Origin of the sequence: Parabacteroides sp. An277 (assembly GCF_002159645.1) — a bacterium.
In the GTDB taxonomy this organism is placed as follows: Bacteria; Bacteroidota; Bacteroidia; order Bacteroidales; family Tannerellaceae; genus Parabacteroides.
The window spans coordinates 187,208-207,266 of record NZ_NFJB01000002.1 but is presented as its reverse complement, the minus strand read 5'-3'; the positions used below and the strand labels follow the sequence as shown (position 1 = coordinate 207,266).

The 20,059-nt window shown below is 49.4% G+C and carries 17 protein-coding genes; 15 read left to right on the top strand and 2 right to left on the bottom strand.

The features are described 5' to 3' along the window. The first annotated feature begins 463 nt into the window (after positions 1-463). The 4 genes from B5F77_RS01755 to B5F77_RS01735 all read left to right on the top strand — a co-directional run bounded on the left by B5F77_RS01755 (position 464) and on the right by B5F77_RS01735 (position 4,578). Positions 464-1,141, top strand: coding sequence for a PD-(D/E)XK nuclease family transposase (locus B5F77_RS01755; RefSeq protein ID WP_087326725.1), 678 nt, complete (start codon positions 464-466; stop codon positions 1,139-1,141). Further along, positions 1,138-3,102, top strand: coding sequence for an O-antigen ligase family protein (locus tag B5F77_RS01750; RefSeq protein WP_239445701.1), 1,965 nt, complete (start codon positions 1,138-1,140; stop codon positions 3,100-3,102). Before B5F77_RS01755 ends, B5F77_RS01750 begins: the two co-directional genes overlap by 4 nt. A gap of 363 nt (positions 3,103-3,465) precedes the next feature. Next, a complete protein-coding gene (locus B5F77_RS01740; RefSeq protein ID WP_087326721.1) occupies positions 3,466-3,834 on the top strand; it encodes a YraN family protein in 369 nt (122 codons plus the stop codon). A gap of 12 nt (positions 3,835-3,846) precedes the next feature. Continuing rightward, positions 3,847-4,578: a biotin--[acetyl-CoA-carboxylase] ligase gene (locus B5F77_RS01735; RefSeq protein ID WP_087326719.1), complete on the top strand. Its 732-nt coding sequence runs from the start codon at positions 3,847-3,849 to the stop codon at positions 4,576-4,578. A gap of 75 nt (positions 4,579-4,653) precedes the next feature. Here the strand turns inward: B5F77_RS01735 and B5F77_RS01730 are convergent, their stop codons facing one another. Together B5F77_RS01730 and B5F77_RS01725 are read right to left on the bottom strand one after the other, a co-directional pair. Next, a complete protein-coding gene (locus B5F77_RS01730) occupies positions 4,654-6,006 on the bottom strand; it encodes an ammonium transporter (RefSeq protein WP_204244938.1) in 1,353 nt (450 codons plus the stop codon). Between the two features lie 36 nt (positions 6,007-6,042). Further along, on the bottom strand, positions 6,043-6,399 hold the full coding sequence (locus B5F77_RS01725) for a P-II family nitrogen regulator (protein WP_087326716.1): 357 nt from the start codon (positions 6,397-6,399) through the stop codon (positions 6,043-6,045). Between the two features lie 946 nt (positions 6,400-7,345). Here B5F77_RS01725 and rsmH point away from each other — a divergent pair. The 11 genes from rsmH (at position 7,346) to B5F77_RS01665 (ending at position 20,058) form a co-directional block, all read left to right on the top strand. Then, a complete protein-coding gene (rsmH, locus tag B5F77_RS01715; protein WP_087326711.1) occupies positions 7,346-8,266 on the top strand; it encodes a 16S rRNA (cytosine(1402)-N(4))-methyltransferase RsmH in 921 nt (306 codons plus the stop codon). Positions 8,267-8,275: 9 nt separating this feature from the next. Further along, positions 8,276-8,602 (top strand): FtsL-like putative cell division protein, encoded by a 327-nt coding sequence (locus B5F77_RS01710; protein ID WP_087326708.1) that lies wholly within the window; start codon positions 8,276-8,278, stop codon positions 8,600-8,602. A 3-nt stretch (positions 8,603-8,605) separates the two neighbouring features. Beyond that, on the top strand, positions 8,606-10,762 hold the full coding sequence (locus B5F77_RS01705; RefSeq protein WP_087326705.1) for a penicillin-binding protein: 2,157 nt from the start codon (positions 8,606-8,608) through the stop codon (positions 10,760-10,762). Positions 10,763-10,766: 4 nt separating this feature from the next. After that, entirely contained in the window at positions 10,767-12,227 is a 1,461-nt protein-coding gene (locus B5F77_RS01700; protein ID WP_087326760.1) for a UDP-N-acetylmuramoyl-L-alanyl-D-glutamate--2,6-diaminopimelate ligase, read from the top strand. Continuing rightward, the gene (locus tag B5F77_RS01695; RefSeq protein WP_087326702.1) at positions 12,227-12,550 is read left to right on the top strand and encodes a hypothetical protein; all 324 of its coding nucleotides are present in this window, start codon (positions 12,227-12,229) and stop codon (positions 12,548-12,550) included. Before B5F77_RS01700 ends, B5F77_RS01695 begins: the two co-directional genes overlap by 1 nt. After that, positions 12,523-13,782: a phospho-N-acetylmuramoyl-pentapeptide-transferase gene (gene mraY / locus B5F77_RS01690; protein WP_087326699.1), complete on the top strand. Its 1,260-nt coding sequence runs from the start codon at positions 12,523-12,525 to the stop codon at positions 13,780-13,782. The genes B5F77_RS01695 and mraY overlap by 28 nt, the downstream gene beginning before the upstream one ends. 6 nt (positions 13,783-13,788) lie before the next feature. Next, positions 13,789-15,126, top strand: a complete 1,338-nt coding sequence (gene murD, locus B5F77_RS01685; protein ID WP_087326696.1) for a UDP-N-acetylmuramoyl-L-alanine--D-glutamate ligase — start codon at positions 13,789-13,791, stop codon at positions 15,124-15,126. 21 nt (positions 15,127-15,147) lie between these two features. Beyond that, positions 15,148-16,464: an FtsW/RodA/SpoVE family cell cycle protein gene (locus tag B5F77_RS01680; protein ID WP_087326694.1), complete on the top strand. Its 1,317-nt coding sequence runs from the start codon at positions 15,148-15,150 to the stop codon at positions 16,462-16,464. A gap of 290 nt (positions 16,465-16,754) precedes the next feature. Continuing rightward, a complete protein-coding gene (murG, locus tag B5F77_RS01675) occupies positions 16,755-17,867 on the top strand; it encodes an undecaprenyldiphospho-muramoylpentapeptide beta-N-acetylglucosaminyltransferase (protein WP_087326690.1) in 1,113 nt (370 codons plus the stop codon). Between the two features lie 83 nt (positions 17,868-17,950). Then, entirely contained in the window at positions 17,951-19,333 is a 1,383-nt protein-coding gene (murC, locus tag B5F77_RS01670; RefSeq protein WP_087326687.1) for a UDP-N-acetylmuramate--L-alanine ligase, read from the top strand. Further along, on the top strand, positions 19,330-20,058 hold the full coding sequence (locus tag B5F77_RS01665) for a cell division protein FtsQ (RefSeq protein WP_087326757.1): 729 nt from the start codon (positions 19,330-19,332) through the stop codon (positions 20,056-20,058). The genes murC and B5F77_RS01665 overlap by 4 nt, the downstream gene beginning before the upstream one ends. Position 20,059 lies beyond the last annotated feature (1 nt).

The window sequence follows — 20,059 nt, the reverse complement described above, 5'->3', positions numbered from 1 at the left end:
GAGTCTTGACAACACAATAGTTCACCTCTTTTTCTTGGTTAACCTTTATTGATATAAAGATAAACATTCTTCTTCATTTATTATTTTGCGCAAATCTAAAGGATGACACAGATTTTTATGGGGGTTACGCACTGTATGTAGGTCAGCACCTCGAAGAGGTCTAATGATGCTTAACCGAGGGTGGTACGAAGTGCCACCTTCGGCAAGAACGTTACCCTTCCTCTCGACCTTGACGAGGTCGAACAGGATGAACAATAGGCGGTTCGACCCCTTCGAGGTCGGTTAGTTCAGGGTATTCATACCGCAGGTGTCTCTGCCGAGACACGCAGGCGGTTAAGCATAGTTGGACGGCTTCACCGTCTGTGCAAAGAACAAAAGGGATAAAAACTCCACGCCTCCGCATCACCGTGTTTAAATAAATGCGTACATTTGCACGAATATAAACTGGTAAAATAGAGCAAGGATGAACGAGAAAGATAGATATATGGATCCGATGACCGAATTCGGTATCCAGCGCCTGTTTGGAACGGAGGCGAACAACGATTTGGCAATCGACTTGGTGAATAGCTTGTTGCGTGGCCAGGACGAAATACGCGAGATGCACCATTTGCCCACCGAGCGCGTCCGGGGCTTGTCGGCATACGACACATGGTGCCTCAACGCGAAAGGCGAACGGGTTATCGTACAGATACAACAAGCCTATCCGCATCCTGCCTTCAAAGACCGTACGCTCTATTACGGGGCCAAGGGGATTTCCGAACGTTGGCTTAACCAAGACGATGATTTTATCCAGGGAGTCTATCTGATCCATCTGTTAGATTTTACCACGGAAGACTTTGCAACAGACTCGTTCGTGCATGAAGTGGGTTTGGTAGACCAAAGCCTTCACACCTTATTTGATAACCGGCTGCGGTTCTATTTCGTAGAAGTACCGAAGTGTCACCAAGAGACCGGCGAGCTGAAGAGCCAAGCAGATAAGTGGATATATGCCCTCCGCCACCTGCCTGCGCTGGAAGCACGTCCGGAAGCGTTGCACGAACCCATCTTCGCCCGTCTGTTCGACGTGGCCGACCGGCAACGTTTCACTCCTGCCGAGCGCACGGCCTACGAAGCCAGCCTTTGGAAGAAAAAGAACGCATGAAACAACCTACGTTTTCCAATTCGATAGGGATATTCTGTGGCATAGCCATCCTGCTGCTTGCAGTCATGGCTATGCTTTTATTTCAAATAGAGGACCGTTATCAAATCGGCCTGCTGCTGATGGCCGGTGCCTTGTGTGTGGTAGGCTTACCCTCCCGTTGGCAAGCTATAGACGGTTGGCTTTGCCTGATAGCCCTCTATGAAGGCGTCTCGTGCAGCTGGGCAGCCTGTCCCTTGCCGGCGAGCCGGACCGCGTTTTATGCCCTCTATGGATTGATTTCTTATTTCTTGGTACGGAGGTTGTTGGACACAGGAGTGAAGTTACCTTGGAGTGCGAGTTACTTACCCATCGGAATCGCCCTGTTGCTTTCCCTCGGGAGTTTCTTTGTCTTTCGGAACTCCGTGTTGGGCGTAGGTTTTCCGGATACCTATTCGTTTCGTTTCCTGTTTCGGCCTTTGGGGTATATTACCAATGTATGGTCGGAAGTACTGTTGGTGCTGTTGGGATGGATTTGCCTGCTGCGTCGCCATGCGCTGCTTTTTCTCATCGGCGCTTTAGTAGCCATTTGGTTTTCGTTCTCGCGCGGCGCCTATATTGCCTTGGGTATTTATGGAATCATTGGAGTCCTTTGGTGGAAACCGAGAAGCGCGAAATGGAAACTCGGCCTCACGGTGATAGCGACTTTCCTCCTGACGTATGGACTTTGTCCTGCCGAAGTGCAGACCACCCTGCAAATGAACCGCACCGTTTCCCAACAACAGAGCACCGGGAGCCGCATCCACGCCACGCAAGCCGCCTGGGACGCCTTCTGTGAGCGTCCGCTCGTCGGGTATGGCAGCAACAACTTCACGTATGCTGTCGATGCGACCCTCAATCAAGACAGCACACGGCCTTATACTTCGTTTGCGCCGAATATCGTGGTACAACTTCTGGTGGAGAAGGGTCTGGTAGGGACTTTGCTCTATGCCGGTCTGGCGGTGAGCCTTATCGTTTGCATAGGGAGGCGGAGAAACGAAGCCGAGAGCCGCATCATCGCATGTACACTGTTAGCCGTAGGAATCAAAGACTTGACGCAAGCCACATGGCTCAGTACACCCTTTACACTTTGGATGAGTTATGTATTCTTCGCCTTCCTGCCTCGCGACGAAGAGAAGATGAGGACCGTCTCCTTGCCTTGGCTGCGCTATCTCCTTCCGGCGTGGGCGGGACTCTATCTCCTGGCTTGGAACATGCCTTCGTGGAAACAATACCTCGACCCGACGGCCCACCAACTCCGGCGAGCCCTTGAAGCGATGGAACAACCCGAGACGCGATCCGAAGCCGCCCGGCTCTTGACGGCTGTAGAGGCGCGTCATCCCGAAGATATTCAAATCCGCTATTTGCAGGCCCGTTTGCTGTTGTGGAACGGAGCGCCCGACTCGGCTGCAGCAGTATGGCAACCCTTGGCGGAGCGTTATCCCCGAAACTCCCTTTATACCTGGAGCCTGGCCGAGGCCTATTACCAGCAAGAGGCGAAAGAGAAGGCTCTCTCGTCGGCGGTGGAAGCCATCCGGTATACGCCTCGTCTGCTGACCAGCGAACGGGTGGCGCAATGGCAACAAAACGACACCGCTTTTTACCGGGCGTTGCGACACCGCCTGTATGCGTTGACTCCCGCTCCGGATGCGAGTCCGTCGGACTATGCACGTTATGGATATATAGCCCGGTGGTGCGGTCATCCGCAAGCCGAAACCTATTTGCGAACGGCGCTTCAGCGATTGCCCAACCTGGCTACACCGTGGCATTTGTTGGGCGACGACCGCAAATATCGCCTGCTTTTGTATGGTGCTTTCCAGCAGGATTTGTCGAAGGCGAAGCTGCCGGAAGAAGAACCTTTAAGCGATACCCGCCTCTTGGAGATGGCCTACGCCCCCAAATGCCAGCATTGGTATGGCTTGGATTGGACGGAAGGTAAAGAATAATTACCTTTGCAGTGAAAAATCCGGAGATAATGCGTGGAAACGGGCACGGCTCTGTTTTGCTTGCAAGCAAAAGCTTCGCGACACTGTCGGGAAAGATTATTTCACAAGCAAAAGCTTCCTGACATCGTCGGGAAGAATTATTTCGCGAGCAAAAGCTTCGCGACGCCGTCGGGAAGGATTATTTCACAAGCAAAAGCTTCGTGACATCGTCGGGAAGGATTATTTCGCGAGCAAAAGCTTCCTGACATCGTCGGTAAAGATTATTTCGCAAGCAAAAATCCCGCCGAAGCGGAAAAAGGCTTTTGTCTGCGAGCAAAAATAAACAAACAGGAAAGATGATTATTAATTCGGAGAATAAAAAGCATGGCCCTACGAAATGAAATAGGAAAAGAAGGCGAAGCAATAGCACGCGCTTATTTGGAGAAACGTGGATATCATATCCGGCACACCAATTGGCATTACCATCACTTCGAACTGGATATTGTGGCAGTGCAGGCGAACGAATTGGTCGTGGTAGAGGTGAAGACCCGCTCGGCGGATTTCTGGCTTGAACCGGAGATGGCCGTCAATCGGAAGAAAATCCAACGCCTTGTGACGGCGGCAGATGCGTATGTGCGCCTGTTCAATCTGGATGCGCCGGTTCGTTTCGATATTATTACATTGGTAAAGGATGCGGAAGGGTATCATATCCGCGAACACATAGAGGATGCATTTTATGCACCCGGATATTAAAATAGAAGGCATATGGAACATATCATTCATTTGAAGGAGACGCACTCGACGAACACCTATTTGCGGGATTATTTGCAAAAGGAGCGGTTGCCGGAAGGAAGCGTCGTATGGGCGGACTATCAAACGGCCGGGCGCGGACAAATCGGCCATGCGTGGGAATCGGAAGCGGGAAAGAACTTGACCTTTAGCGTAGTGCTGTACCCTACCTGTTTGCCCGCCCAGCGTCAATTCTTGATTTCCCAAGTGGCTTCGCTTAGTGTGAAGCAAACGTTGGATGCGTATGCGGAAGGAATAACTGTCAAGTGGCCGAACGATATTTATTGGCATGACCGGAAGATTTGCGGCATGTTGATTGAGAACGAGCTGATGGGAACCTTGCTGGATACGTCTATTATTGGAATCGGCATCAACGTTAACCAGGCCGCGTTCCGAAGCGATGCCCCCAACCCGGTTTCTTTGTTCCAGATAACAGGACACGAACAGGCACTTGATGCGTTGCTGGAGGAATTTTTGCGACATTTGTATGCCAATTACCTCATGTTGCTGCAAGAACGGGAGGCGGAAATCGAAGCGTTTTATCGTCAGTCGCTGTATCGGGGACAAGGGGTTTACCTGTATGCAGATGCCCATGGAGAATTCGAGGCAGAGATAGCCGGTATCGAACCGACGGGTCATTTGCTGTTGCGATTACCCCATGGGGAAATACGACGTTATGCGTTTAAGGAGGTGAAGGCCATTCTGTAAAGAGCAAGTGCGCCCCGTAAGGAAGCGCACCGCTTTTTAGGAAAGCAAAAAAATGGGAAAATCGCATGAAAGCCATTAATGGTTGTAGGCGGACTCACCGTGCTCGTAGATGTCGAGCCCCTCTTCTTCCACCCGTTTGTCGACCCGTAAACCTATGGTCGCGTCTACCAATTTGAATAGAAGGAAAGTAATCACGATACTGAAGAGAATCGATATCGCTGTGGCGAATAATTGTACTCCGAGTTGATGCCAATCCCCATACAAAGCTCCTTGCACGCCGCCAGACACGAAGCGGGTGGCAAACACACCGGTCAGGATCGAACCGACGATTCCTCCTACGCCATGCACGCCAAACGCATCCAGCGCATCGTCGTATTTGAACTTAGGTTTCACTACGGCGACCATGAAGAAACATACGATAGGCGTAATGATTCCGATGCTGAATGCTCCTATCAAATCGACGGTACCGGCTGCAGGTGTGATGGCGACTAATCCGGCTACGGCACCGGTACATGCGCCGATAGTTGTTGGTTTTTTATTGCAAATCCAATCCATTGCCATCCAAGTAATAGCTGCCATAGCCGTGGCTACATGTGTTACTAAGAACGCGTTGGCGGCTAATCCGTCGGCGGCAAGTCCGCTACCTGCATTGAATCCGAACCAACCAATCCATAAGAAAGAGGTGCCCATGAAGACAAGCGGTACGTTGTGGGGCGTAATTGGATGTCCTGCACGGTAATCTGATCGGTTACCCAATAGGATGGCCATCACCAATGCAGAAATACCGGCATTGATATGTACTACGGTTCCTCCGGCAAAATCAATCGCACCCATCTGTTGCAAAAAGCCTCCGCCCCATACCAAATGCGCCATGGGAAAATAGGCCAAAACAACCCATAATGAGATAAAAAGGATATAGCCTGAGAATTTGATGCGTTCGGCAAATGCGCCTAAAATCAAAGCTGGAGTGATGATAGCAAACATGCACTGGAACATCACGAAAAGCAATTCCGGAATGTTGCCTGTTGTGAGCGTATGGATGTCAATGCCTTGTAGGAATGCTTTCTGAAAACCTCCGATGAAAAAGGCACACGGATTGCCCGACTCCGCAAAACTGGTGTCGAATGCCCAACTATACCCGAACGCAATCCATAAAATGCTCACGATGCCTACGATAAAGAGCGTTTGCATCATAACACTTAGTACGTTCTTCCGCCGGACTAATCCGCCATAAAACAAGGCAATGCCGGGAATACTCATCAGCAAGACCAACAAAGAGGCCGTCAACAACCAAGCCGTATTGCCCGAATCCAATGTGCTCGGCTGGGTGATTTCTTGTGCAGATATGCAAGGGATAATCCCCCATAGCAACCCGAAGAGGAGGGCTTTTCTTATGCGCATGGAATTATTTTCGTTATATGTGCTCATATTTCTTTTGTTTTTTAGGTGAATGCTTATTGGGTTTCATTTTTCTTGTTCTGCGTTATAGAGGGCAATATCTCCCCGTTCGCCTGTACGGATTCGAATAGCATCTTCTACAGGTGTGATGAAAATGCGTCCATCTCCTATTTCTCCGGTATGTGCCGCCTTTAGGATAGCTTGGACGGTCTTTTCTACATTCTTGTCGCGAACAACGATAGAGAGGAGGATGCGTTCTATGGAACTGGTATCATAGACGATACCCCGGTAAATACGCCCTTCGCGCGTTTTCCCGATTCCACGTACGTCGTAATACGAAAACCATTCGATATCGGCCTCCAACAAGGCTTGTTTGACATCGTCAAATTTAGACCTTCGGATAATTGCTTCTATTTTCTTCATACGCTTACTTTATTTTGTTGTTACATAGGTTTATCTTATCATTTGTTTTTCGTTTGGTGCAAAGATATGACATATTGTATTTATATTCATCTGCAAAATGACTTTTTTCTTTTTATATCTGCATTGATATTTCAATTTGTTTTATTCTTATTTTGTTTAACGTCAAATTGAAATTGTAATTGCATAAAATCGAACAAAATGAAAGAGGTGTTTGAGGAAAGAAAGAGACGTAATTGTTTCCTTACTTTAGGCAAAAGATAAGTATCCTCTCTGTTTTCGTCTGTGTGGATGAAACGAGGAATGTCAATTTGTCAAAATGTCAAACAAACGGCTTGTAGCGCCTTTATTTCGAGGATTAGCGGGAAGTGCTGGTAAAAATGCCGGAATGAAGGCGTTTAGAAAGCTGGTTTGGAAGGGTAAGCAATTGTTTTCTATTGGTTTGTATCGGAAGAGAACCTTAAGGGATAGGTTTTGTTCTGGACGAAATGGCGTACGAAATCGCTGAAAAGAGCGACTTTTAGGTTCGGATTTCCCTCTCATTCTTTTCGTTTATGCCTATAAATGCTTCCGAAAGTAGTTATTTTCGCGTCGAAAAGTAACGAAAAACCTTTTCGATTATGCCTGGATTTCCCTCTCCGGAAGGTATAAATGGCATCGTTTTCGCTTAGGATGGGTGGAAAACAGAGCTGCTTTTGCGCTGTTTTCTGTTGTTTGGGCGAAAGGTATGTTAGGTAAAAGTGGAAATAGCTGGTTTTTTGCATGGAAAAGTAGATAAGATACGACAAATTGACATTTTATTTTCTACCTGTTGATAACTTTTTTTGCGTTTTTTCTGGCAGGAGAAAGGGTAAATATGTAATTTTACCCGCGAAATGAGCAGATGTTTACAAATCAAAGTAGTAAGTCGCATTTGTTAAAGTACTATTTTAACACGGAAAGGAAGAAAATGGAACTACAAGAGTACGCGTATCATGTGCCGGTTCTATTGCCCGAAAGTTTGGAGGGATTAGCTATTAGACCGCAAGGCATTTACGTGGATGTAACCTTCGGAGGAGGTGGACATTCGCGGGAAATCTTAAAACAATTGGGCGAAGGGGGGCATTTGTATGGCTTTGACCAAGATGCGGATGCAGAGCAGAATATCCCTGCGGACGCACGGTTTACGTTTGTGCGGAGTAACTTCCGTTATTTGTACAATTTCATGCGTTACTATGGCCGGGTCGGGCAGGTGGATGGTTTGTTGGCGGACTTAGGCGTTTCGTCTCACCATTTCGATGCGAAGGAACGGGGGTTCTCTTTCCGTTTCGAAGGAGCGTTGGATATGCGGATGAACACCCGTGCGGGGCAAACGGCGGCAGACATTCTGAATACCTACGGAGAAGAAGCGTTGGCGGATTTGTTTCGTCTGTATGGCGAAGTGAAGGTAGCACGCAAATTGGCGGCTATGATTGTGAAAGCGCGGGCAGAAAAGCCTTTTTCGGAGATTGCGGATTTATTGGATGTGTTGAAACCCTTCGTGGGAAAGGATAAGGAAAAGAAATTTCTGGCACAGGTCTTTCAAGCATTGCGCATCGAAGTGAACGACGAGATGCGGGCGTTGAAGGAGATGTTGCAATCCACGCTCCCTGTATTGAAACCGGGCGGACGTTTGGTTGTCATTACTTATCATTCGTTGGAAGATCGGTTGGTAAAGAATTTCTTGAAGGCGGGTAATTTCGAAGGCAAAGCAGAGCAGGACTTCTATGGGAATGTGCAATCGCCTTTCCGATTGGTAAATAGCAAAGTAATCGTTCCTTCCGACGAAGAAATCGAACGAAATCCCCGTTCGCGAAGTGCTAAATTACGGATTGCAGAACGAAAAGAATGAGGCAAAGCAATGGAAAAGAAGAAAAAACATTTCTCGTTTATTTATATATTGGGAGGTGGAATCCTGAATGGGGATTTCATCATGCGCCATACACGGATGATTGTGCTGATTGTCGTGTTAATCATTTTCTTTATTGGAAATCGGTATAGCTGCATGCAAAAGTTGAGCAGGATAGACCATTTGCAAAAGGAATTGCAAGATGTGCGTTTTGAAGCATTATCTATCTCTTCCGAACTGACAGGACATAGCCGGCAATCCCAAATCGAATCGCTGATAGAAGAACAAGGTATTGATTTGGAGGGGGCACAAACTCCTCCGTATGAATTGGAGAAATAAACGATGGCAGAAGAGGAAGCAAAAAAGAAAGAACAGAATCCGGACTTGGGAAAATGGATTCTGGTGCGCTATGCCATCATTGTCGTCTTCTTGTTGTGCTTGGCGGGTATGATTGTGTTCAAGGCTTGTAAGACGGCTTTTGTAGAAAAGGATAAATGGTTGGCATTGGCTAAGACGCAAGAACGTCCGGATCGTCGGATTTATCCCAGCCGGGGAAATATTTATTCGTATGATGGTAAGTTGATGGCGACCAGTGTACCTCGTTATTATACCTTTATGGACTTCAAAGCCGGCGGGTTTGATAAGAAAGTGTTCGACGCTAATTTGGATTCGCTCGCCATTTGCCTTTCACATGCATTTCAAGACCGGACGCCGGCAGGTTATAAAGCCCATCTGCGCAGAGGTTATGCCATAGGAAGCCGTTATTATCCGGTGGTTTCGAAGAAAATTTCTTATTATGAATTGAAGAATTTGAAGTCTTTCCCATTCTTCCGAATGAATAATTCGAACAAGACAGGATTGGTGGTCAAGGAGATGGTACAGCGTGAGAAGCCTTTCGGTTCGTTGGCGTCGCGTACGATAGGTGATACGTATGGTGAAATCGATACGTCGGGTGTGACAAAAGGTAAGAATGGACTGGAACTCCAGTATGATTCGCTTCTTCGGGGAAAGCCGGGCTGGAATGCCATTCGTCGTTTGAATGGACAATGGACGAATGTGACGGAAGAAGAGCCTATCGAAGGAATGGATGTCTATTCGACCATCGATATTGATATCCAGGACCTGACGGAGAAATCTCTCGTGGATATGCTAAAGAAAATTGATGCGGCTTCGGGTACGGCCGTTGTCATGGAGGTAGCGACGGGCGAAATAAAGGCCATTACGAATATGGGCCGTGTACGAGAAGGCGTATATGCCGAGACGATGAACCATGCCGTAGCCGATGAGACAGAACCGGGTTCTACTTTTAAGGTCGCTTCCATTATGGTGGCTTTAGAAGATGGGGTGTGTCAGCCAGGCGATACGGTGGACGTAGGTAATGGTATATATATGTATAAAGGCGCACGCATGACCGACCATAACATGCACCGGGGCGGTTATGGAAAGATTACGGTGGAGCAAGCCATTTGGTATTCTTCCAATATTGGCGTAGCGAAAACGATTTTAAAAGGATATGCGGACAACCCGACGAAGTTTGTGGAAGGCTTGTATCGCATTGGTATGAATGCTGATTTGAAGATCGATATTCCAGGTGCTGGGCGGGCTAAAATCCGTCGGCCTGACGACCCGAACCAGTATTGGTCGAAGACGACGTTGCCTTGGATGTCTTTCGGATATGAAACCCAAATCCCGCCGATATCGACCTTAGCTTTTTATAACGCGATTGCCAACGGAGGGAAAATGATGCGTCCCTATTTTGTCAAGGAAATTAAGCACCGAGGCAAAACGGTGCGTGCCTTCTCTCCCGAAGTATTGAAGCAATCCATTTGTTCGACCGAGACGTTGGCGAAGATTCAGCACATGTTGATAGGCGTGGTGGATAGCGGTACGGGAAAGGCGGTGCATTCTGATATCATCCCGATTGCAGGTAAGACGGGAACGGCGCAGATAGCTTCGGGCGGTGTTTATCGTCAGGCGGGGCATCAGGTAGCGTTCGCAGGGTATTTCCCAGCAAACGACCCGAAGTATAGCTGCATTGTGGTGATTCGCCAGCCACGCATTGGGTATCCTTCGGGTGGTACGATGTCGGGGGGTGTCGTGAAGGCGATTGCGGAGAAGATTTACGCCAGCCATATCCGTGTCAAAGTGGAGGATATGGAACGGGATTCGATGGCGGTATGGCTCCCGGCTACCAAGGCAGGCGAGAAGCAGGCTGTCGAGGAGGTATTGAACGAACTGGATGTGCAGTGGGCGGACAGCGCGTCGACCTATTGGGTACGTGCCGAGCGTGATTCGTCTCATATCCGTTTGCGCAATTTGAAAGTAATAGACGGATTGGTGCCGTCGGTCTATGGCATGGGGGCGAAAGATGCGGTTTACTTGTTGGAGAATGCGGGGCTGCAGGTGACGCTTTCGGGTGCCGGTCGGGTCACTTCCCAGAGTATTCCGCCGGGTCGTCGTGTAGTAAAAGGACAAACAATATGGATTACACTGAAATAAAATGATGAATTTGCAGGATTTGATTCAGATTTTGAGTACGGTTGAAGTCCAAGGAGATATCAATAGGGAAATCTCCGGTATTCAATCGGATTCGCGCCGCGTAGAGGCTGGCTATCTGTTTGTGGCCGTGCGCGGGACTGCCGTTGATGGTCATGCGTACATTCCGAATGCCATCGAGAAGGGGGCGGCGGCTATCGTATGCGAAGCGATGCCGGCGGAGGTGCGGCAGGATGTCGCGTATGTCGTCGTGAAGGACTCGGCGGAGGCGTTGGGCGAACTGCTTTCCGAATGGTATGGGAATCCTTCTCGCCGCTTGGTGTTGGTGGGCGTCACAGGTACGAATGGGAAAACGACTATCGCTACTTTATTATATACGATGTTTCGTCGTCTGGGGCATAAGGCGGGCTTAATCTCGACGGTTTGCAATTATATAGAGGATAAACCGATTCCGACCGAGCATACGACGCCGGACCCGCTGACGCTTCATGCGCTCATCGCCCAAATGGCAGAGGCGGGTTGTGAGTATGTTTTCATGGAGGTCAGCTCGCACGCCATCGACCAGAAACGCATCGCCGGGTTGGCGTTCGATGGGGGTATCTTCACGAACCTCACGCGCGACCATCTGGATTACCATAAAACGGTCGAGAATTACCTCCGTGCGAAAAAGAAGTTCTTCGACGACCTGCCCGCTTCGGCTTTTGCCCTGACGAATGTCGATGATAAGTCCGGACTGGTCATGCTTCAGAATACGAAGGCGCGGAAGGAAACCTATTCGCTCCGCACCGTGGCGGATTTCAAAGGGAAGATTTTGGAATCGCATTTCGACGGGACGGAATTGTTGATTAACAACCGCGAAGTCTCGGTGCAGTTCGTCGGACGGTTTAATGCATATAATCTCTTGGCTGTCTATGGCGCTGCCGTTACGTTGGGGCAAGACCCGGAGCAGGTGTTGGTGGTACTCAGTACGTTGCATTCCGTGGCCGGCCGTTTCGAGACGATTCGTTCGCCGAAAGGGTTTACCGCCATCGTGGATTATGCGCATACGCCGGACGCGCTGACGAACGTATTGAACGGTATCCACGAAGTGCTGGATGGCAACGGGCGTGTCTTGACGGTGGTCGGTTGCGGCGGAAACCGCGACAAGGGCAAACGCCCCATGATGGCGAAAGAGGCCGCCCGCTTGAGCGACCAGGTAATCCTGACTTCCGACAATCCCCGCTTCGAGGAGCCGGATGCAATTATCCAAGACATGGTGGCCGGGCTTTCGGCTGCCGACCTCGACCACACGCTTTGCATCACCGACCGTCGGCAAGCCATCAAAACGGCGCTGACGCTGGCGCAACGGGGCGATGTCGTCTTGGTAGCTGGAAAGGGACACGAAGATTACCAGGAGGTAAAAGGCGTGAAGCATCATTTCGACGACCGCGAAATCATCCGGGAATTGATCGGGGAAGGAAACGCCTGATGGTTTGCTTCGAAGGAATAACATACAAAGCGTCCGACAATGTCGGAAAGCTTCCCGGCCAAGCGGAGAAAGATTCCGACAATGTCGGAAAGCCTCCCGGCCAGTCGGAGAAGGATTCCGACAATGTCGGAAAGCCTCCCGGCCAGACGGAGAAGGATTCCGACAATGTCGGAAAGTCTCCCGGCCAAGCGGAGAAGGATTCCGACAATGTCGGAAAGTCTCCCGGCCAGTCGGAGAAGGATTCCGACATTGTCGGACGAATGGAAATAAAACAAATAAAGATGAATAAAAAGAAATGCTGTATTATTTATTTAACTATTTAGACCAACTGGACCTGCCGGGCGCGGGGATGTTCAAATACGTCTCGTTCCGCTCGGGGGTAGCGTTGATTTTGTCGCTGTTCATCTCGACGGCTATCGGGCGGCGCATCATCGACCGGTTGCAATACCTGCAAATCGGCGAGACAGTGCGCAACCTCGGTTTGGAGGGACAGATGAGCAAGAAAGGGACGCCGACGATGGGAGGTATCATCATTATCATTGCGATTTTGGTCCCGACGTTGCTCTGCGCCCGTCTCGACAATATCTACCTCCTTTTGATGCTCATTACGACCGTCTGGTTGGGCGCCTTGGGTTTTGCCGATGATTACATCAAGGTCTTTCGGAAAAACAAGGAGGGAATGCATGGGCGGTTCAAGATTGTCGGGCAGGTAGGGCTGGGGCTGATTGTCGGCCTGGTGCTGTTCCTGAGTCCGGACGTGGTGATAAAGGAGAACATGGAGGTACGCCGCGACAATGTGATTGAGACGGTGCAATTCCATGCCATCGAGAAGAAATCGACCAAGACCACCATACCGTTCGTCAAGAACAACAACTTCGATTATGCGAGCCTCGTCTCGTGGGCAGGTAAGTATAAGCAGGAGGCGGCATGGTGCGTGTTTGTGCTGATGGTGATATTTGTGGTGACGGCGGTCTCGAACGGGGCGAACCTGACGGACGGGCTGGACGGTCTGGCGGCAGGCTCGTCGGCGATTATCGGAGTCGCGCTGGGGATATTGGCCTATATGTCATCTCACTTCGAGTTTGCTTCGTTCCTGAACATCATGTTCATTCCCGGAGCCGAGGAGCTGGTGGTGTATGCGGCGGCGTTCATTGGGGCGACGGTCGGATTCTTGTGGTATAATGCCTATCCGGCACAAGTCTTCATGGGCGATACGGGGAGTTTGACGTTGGGCGGGATAATTGCGGTGTTTGCCATCATTATCCGCAAGGAGTTGCTGATACCGATTCTATGCGGCATCTTCCTGGTCGAGAACCTTTCGGTCATCATCCAGACATGCTATTTCAAATATACGAAGAAGAAATATGGCGTGGGGAAGCGCGTGTTCAAGATGGCTCCGCTTCACCACCATTTCCAGAAGCCGGGGAATGCAGGTATCGACGCGATTCTGCAAAAACCGCTGAACGTCGTGCCCGAATCAAAAATTGTGGTACGCTTTTGGCTGATAGGAATCATATTGGCCGTGATTACGATAGTTACGTTAAAGATGCGATAAACGAAAATGAGTAAAAGAATGGTTATCTTAGGAGCCGGCGAAAGCGGCACGGGTGCTGCTATCCTGGCCAAGAAAGAGGGATTCGACGTATTCGTCTCGGATTCTTCTGTGATTAAACCTAACTATAAGGCAATGTTGGATGCCCGTGGAATCCGTTGGGAAGAGGGGCATCATACGGAAGAGGCCATCCTGAATGCCGACGAGGTGGTGAAAAGCCCCGGCATCCCGGACAAAGCGCCTATCATCCGTAAACTGAAAGAGCAAGGGACGCCGATTATCTCGGAAATCGAATTCGCCGGACGTTATACCGACGCAACGATGATTTGCATAACCGGTAGCAACGGCAAGACGACCACCACCCTGCTGACGCATCACATCCTGACCGAGGCGGGCGTGGATGCCGGGTTGGCGGGAAACGTAGGGAACAGCCTCGCGCTCCAGGTGGCCGAGAGCCCGCATCCCGTTTATGTCATCGAGTTGAGCAGTTTCCAGCTGGATAATATGTACCAATTCAAGGCGGATATAGCCATTTTGCTGAATATTACGCCAGACCATCTGGACCGTTATAACTACGAGATGCAGAACTACGTGGATGCGAAATTCCGCATTCTCCAGAACCAGACGGCGCAAGACGCGTTTATCTTTTGGAACGATGACCCGATTATCGCGCGGGAAATCCGGAAAAGGAACCCGGCAGCGACTCTCTATCCTTTTGCCGAAACGCACGAAGCCGGCACAAAGGGCTATGTGGAAAATAATCAAATAATAGTAGAAACAACTAATGGGATTTTTAGCATGGAGGAAGAATTGTTGGCATTGACAGGCAAACATAATTTGTATAATTCGTTGGCAGCTACGATTACCGCCAAAATCATGGATTTGAAAAATGAAAAGATTCGGGAAGCGCTCCGGAGCTTCTCGGGTGTGGAACATCGGTTGGAAAAGGTAGCGCGCGTCCGGGGTGTGGATTACATCAACGACTCGAAGGCGACCAACGTGAATTCTTGTTGGTATGCCCTGCAATCGATGCGCACGCCAGTAGTACTTATCTTAGGAGGGACAGACAAAGGAAACGACTATTCGGAAATCGAAGAGTTGGTCAAAGAAAAGGTACATTCCCTCATCTTCTTAGGAGTTGACAATACGAAGCTGCATCAGTTCTTTGACGGGAAAGTAGCGGAGATTGAAGACGCCCGTTCCATGGAAGAGGCCGTCGCCAAGGCTTACCGCATGGCGCATAAGGGAGATACGGTGTTGCTCTCGCCTTGCTGTGCGAGCTTCGACCTATTCAAGTGTTACGAAGACCGCGGCGACCAGTTCAAAGCCTGCGTACGGAATCTTTAACGAAAGAAGGGGGAACAGAAGATGGGATTGGCAAGCCGTTTATTTAAGGGAGACCGCGTCATTTGGGGCGTGTTCATGTTTTTGTGTTTGGTCTCGATTGTGGAGGTGTTTAGCGCCTCCAGTACGTTGGCCTACAAGAGCGATAACTATTGGGACCCGATTTCGACCCATGCGACGTACCTGTTGATGGGTTTCATTTTTATCTTGCTGCTGCACAACGTCCCGTACAAGATGTTTGTGGCGGCAGGAATATTGGGCTTGCCGGTTTCGTTTGTTTTGTTGTTGCTGACGCCTTTCATCGGAATTGAAATCAATGGCGAGCCGCGCTGGATGAGTTTCTTCGGCGTGTTCAATTTCCAGCCCTCCGAAATCGCCAAGCTCTGTGCCGTTTGCTATATGGCTTTGATCCTGAGCTGGCGCGAGATGCTGACGGAAAAGCAGATGTTTTGGAGCATATTGATTGGCGTAGGGATCGTGTTTTTGCTTATTTTTTCGTTTAATGGCTCGACGGCTTTGCTGCTTTTCGGCGTGATGGTGATGATGATGTTCATCGGACAAATCGCCTTCAAACGGATTGCCCGCCTGCTGGGGGTTTGCATCGGTTCGGTCGCCCTCTTGTTCAGTTTGCTTTATTTTTCTCCACAAACGGTGGTCGAGCATCTGCCCGAACGCTTCGGCACGTGGAAGAACCGCATCGAACGCTTCGTGAACAAGAGCGACCGCCTCGACGTGTCGGATGGCAAGACGCTCAAGCTCGACGACGAGCATTATCAGGAAGACCTCGCCCGGATTGCCATCGCGCAGGGAGGTGTATATGGCAAACTCCCTGGCCACGGACAGCAACGCGACTTTCTTCCGCAGGCCTATTCCGATTTTATTTACGCCATTATTATTGAGGAGACGGGGCTCATTGGGGGCTTTTTCGTCCTGTTTTTGTATATCGTGCTAATGATTCGCGTGGCGATGATTGCCCGCAAGTGCGACCGTTTGTTCCCGAAATATTTGATATTGGGCTGTGGGCTGATGATTGTGACGCAGGCGTTGGTCAATATGGCTGTCGCTGTAGGGGTGTTCCCTGTCACGGGGCAACCGCTTCCGCTCATTAGCCGCGGAGGTACCTCTACCATTATCAGCTGTTTTTATATCGGAATTATTCTTAGTGTCAGTCGTTTTGGGGCGAATATCGGGAACGAGGCGGATGATTTCCCGGAAGAAGAGCAGCCCGAAGCTGAGACGGCCTTGGCGGGCGTTTCGCAGGAGGAGATTAACAACTGGGTGCCTGGTTTGGAGGCGAATTTACCGGAATCGCCGGCAAATCCCGCTAAGCCGCATGATTGAACGTCGGATTTTTGAAAAAGCGGGCTCTGCAAACTGCAGAATGCGATTTTTGAAAATTCTGGGGCTCTGCAAACTGCAGAATGCGATTTTTGAAAATTCTGGGGCTCTGCAAACTGCAGAACGTGATTTTTGAAAATTCTGGGGCTCTGCAAACTGCAGAACGTGATTTTTGAAAATTCTGAGGCTCTGCAAACTGCAGAACGTGATTTTTGAAAATTCTGGCATTTTGCAGCTTTTGAGAAGGATTGCTTTGGGAAAGCGTATAATTAGAAAATGAAAAGAATATAAAAATGAAAAAATACAAGGTAATTATCAGTGGAGGCGGGACGGGCGGCCACATATTTCCTGCCATTTCAATCGCCAATGCCCTAAAAGCGCGGATTCCGGAAGTGGACATCCTGTTCGTAGGGGCTAACGACCGTATGGAGATGGACAAGGTACCGGCGGCGGGCTATCCTATTGTAGGTTTGCCGGTCAAAGGGTTCGACCGGGCGCATCTATGGAAAAATGTACAGGTCGTAGGTTGCCTGCTTAAGAGCTTGCGATTGGCGAAGCGGACTGTGCGCGATTTTCATCCGGATATTGCCGTGGGCGTGGGTGGATATGCCAGTGGACCGACGCTTTGGATGGCCTCTTCACTGGGCATTCCGACATTGATACAGGAACAAAACTCCTATGCCGGCGTGACGAATAAATTGCTGGCTCGGCGGGCGGATTGTATCTGTGTGGCCTACGAAGGCATGGAGCGTTTCTTTCCGAAAGAAAAACTGGTGGTCACGGGCAATCCGGTGCGCAAAGACTTGGAATCGGCCATGGAAAAACGTGAGGAGGCCGCCCGTTTCTTTGGACTCGACCCGACGAAGCGAACGGTACTCGTGGTGGGCGGAAGTCTGGGGGCGCGGACGATAAATCAGAGCATACAGGACGGGTTGGACCAGTTCTTCCGTTCAGATGTGCAATTGATTTGGCAAACCGGACGTTATTACCATGAGGAGGCGACGCGCCACTTGAAGGCATATCGCGCCATGCCGGTGTGGTGCTCTGATTTTATTGCCCGGATGGATTATGCCTATGCTGCGGCCGATTTGGTTGTTTCGCGGGCCGGCGCCAGTTCGATATCCGAACTTTGTATGCTTCGGAAGCCGGTGATATTGGTCCCTTCGCCCAATGTGGCGGAAGACCATCAAACCAAGAACGCCCTGGCGTTGGTCGAGCAGGATGCGGCCGTGATGGTCTCCGACCGGGAAGCTCCGTCGCGTTTGGTGGATACAGCATTGGCGTTGGTACATCAAGACGACCGTCTGGCACTTCTTTCCAAACAGATAGGGAAAATGGCCCATCCGGATAGCGCGGAGCGCATCGTCGACGAGATTCTTCGGATTATTGACCCTTCGGAAGCATAAAAAGATTTTCAATTGGCAATTCATGTATCCTATTTCATAAATATTTTGTACTTTTGAACCGTTTGTTATGTTTCAAGGAAACAATGGAGATACAAAAGATAACATCGGTCTATTTTGTAGGCGCAGGAGGTATTGGAATGAGTGCGCTGATTCGCTATTTTCTGGCGAAAGGAAAGGCGGTGGCGGGTTATGACCGTACGCCCTCTGCATTGACGGAAGAATTAATCCGGGAAGGTGCCCGCATCCATTACGAAGAGGATGTCGCGCAGATTCCCGCTGATTGCCAGGATGCCGCGCATACGTTGGTGGTATATACGCCGGCGATTCCGGAGAACCATGCGGAATTGGGCTATTTCCGTGCGGGTGGTTTCGAAGTATTGAAACGTGCTGAGGTATTAGGGACGATTACACGCGGGGCACGCGGTTTGTGTGTGGCGGGGACGCATGGAAAGACGACCACGTCATCCATGGCGGCTCATCTGCTGAAGCAATCACACGTAGATTGCAATGCCTTCCTCGGCGGAATCCTTAAGAATTATGATAGTAATTTGATGCTTTCCTCGAAGAGCGATTTGACGGTTATAGAAGCCGACGAATACGACCGTTCTTTCCATCATTTACAACCGTACATGGCGGTGATTACAGCGGTGGATGCCGACCATCTGGATATCTATGGAACCGTCGAAGCTTATCGGGATAGTTTCGAACATTTTACCTCGCTGATTCGTCCGGATGGTTGTTTGATTATGAAAAAGGGATTACCTATTCATCCCCGTTTGCAAGCGGGCGTCAAACTATATACCTATTCGGCCACAGAAGAGGCTGATTTCTATGCGAAGCATATCCGCATTGGAAATGGAGATATTATTTTCGACTTTGTGGCGCCAGGCGTTTGCATTCCCGATGTGAAGCTGGGCGTGCCTGTCAAGGTGAATATTGAGAATGGCGTAGCAGCGATGGCGTTGGCTTGGCTCAATGGTGCGACGGATGAAGAAATCAAACGTGGGATGGAGACGTTTGCCGGTCCGGTTCGTCGTTTTGATTTCCATTTGAAGCGTGACGATATAGTTTTGATTGATGATTATGCGCATCATCCGGCTGAATTGAAAGCCAGCATCCTTTCGGTAAAGGATTTATATAAGGGAAAGAAGATAACAGGTATTTTCCAACCACATCTTTATACTCGCACACGCGATTTTGCGGCGGATTTTGCGGCCAGTCTTTCGTTGCTCGACGAACTGATTCTGTTGGATATTTATCCGGCGCGCGAAGAACCTATTCCGGGTGTAACTTCCCAGTTGATATTCGACCAGGTGACGATTCCTCACAAACAAATGGTACATCGGGAGGATTTGGTAGATAGGGTGCGCAGGGAGAAGGATTCGTTGGAGGTTATCTTGATGTTAGGAGCTGGAAATATCGACCGATTGGTTGAGCCTGTCAAAGAAATATGGGACGAGAAATAATTCGCATATTATCCATCGTAGTAGCCACGTTGCTTTCGTGTTATGTGGTAGTGGCTGGCATTTTCTTCCGGCATACGACTCGCGAGGCGGTTTGTCAAGGTTTGCAAATCGTAGTGCGTGATAGTTTGAACAAACATTTTGTAACCGAAGGGGATTTGGTGTATCTTTTGAAGAAAGCCAAAGTGTATCCGGTGAAGCAGCCCATGGATGAAATCAATACCGACAAGATAGAAGAAGTATTGCTCAAAAACAACATGATTGCGCAAATTGAAGTGTATAAAACACCTTCTTGTCTCATAAAGTTGGAGATTGAACAAAAAATGCCTATCTTGCGCGTGAATAGTCCAACGGGCAATTATTACATCGATAATGCGGGCAGTGTGATGCCTTTGAGTCGGCATTATGTGGCGCATGTATTGGTGGCCAGTGGGAATGTGGGAAAAGAGTTTGCCCAAAAAGATTTGTACGATTTTGCTTTGTTCTTGCAAGGTAATGACTTTTGGAATAATCAAATCGAACAAATATATGTAGATGCGGATGAGGAAGTTTCGTTGATTCCACGTGTGGGAAATCACCGGATTGTATTAGGGTCGATGGCGCATTACCGGGAAAAACTCGATAATTTGAAGCTCTTTTATGAGCAAGCAATCCCTAAAGTGGGCTGGGATAAATATAGTGTGATTAATTTGAAATATAGAAACCAGGTTGTTTGTACGAAAAGATAGG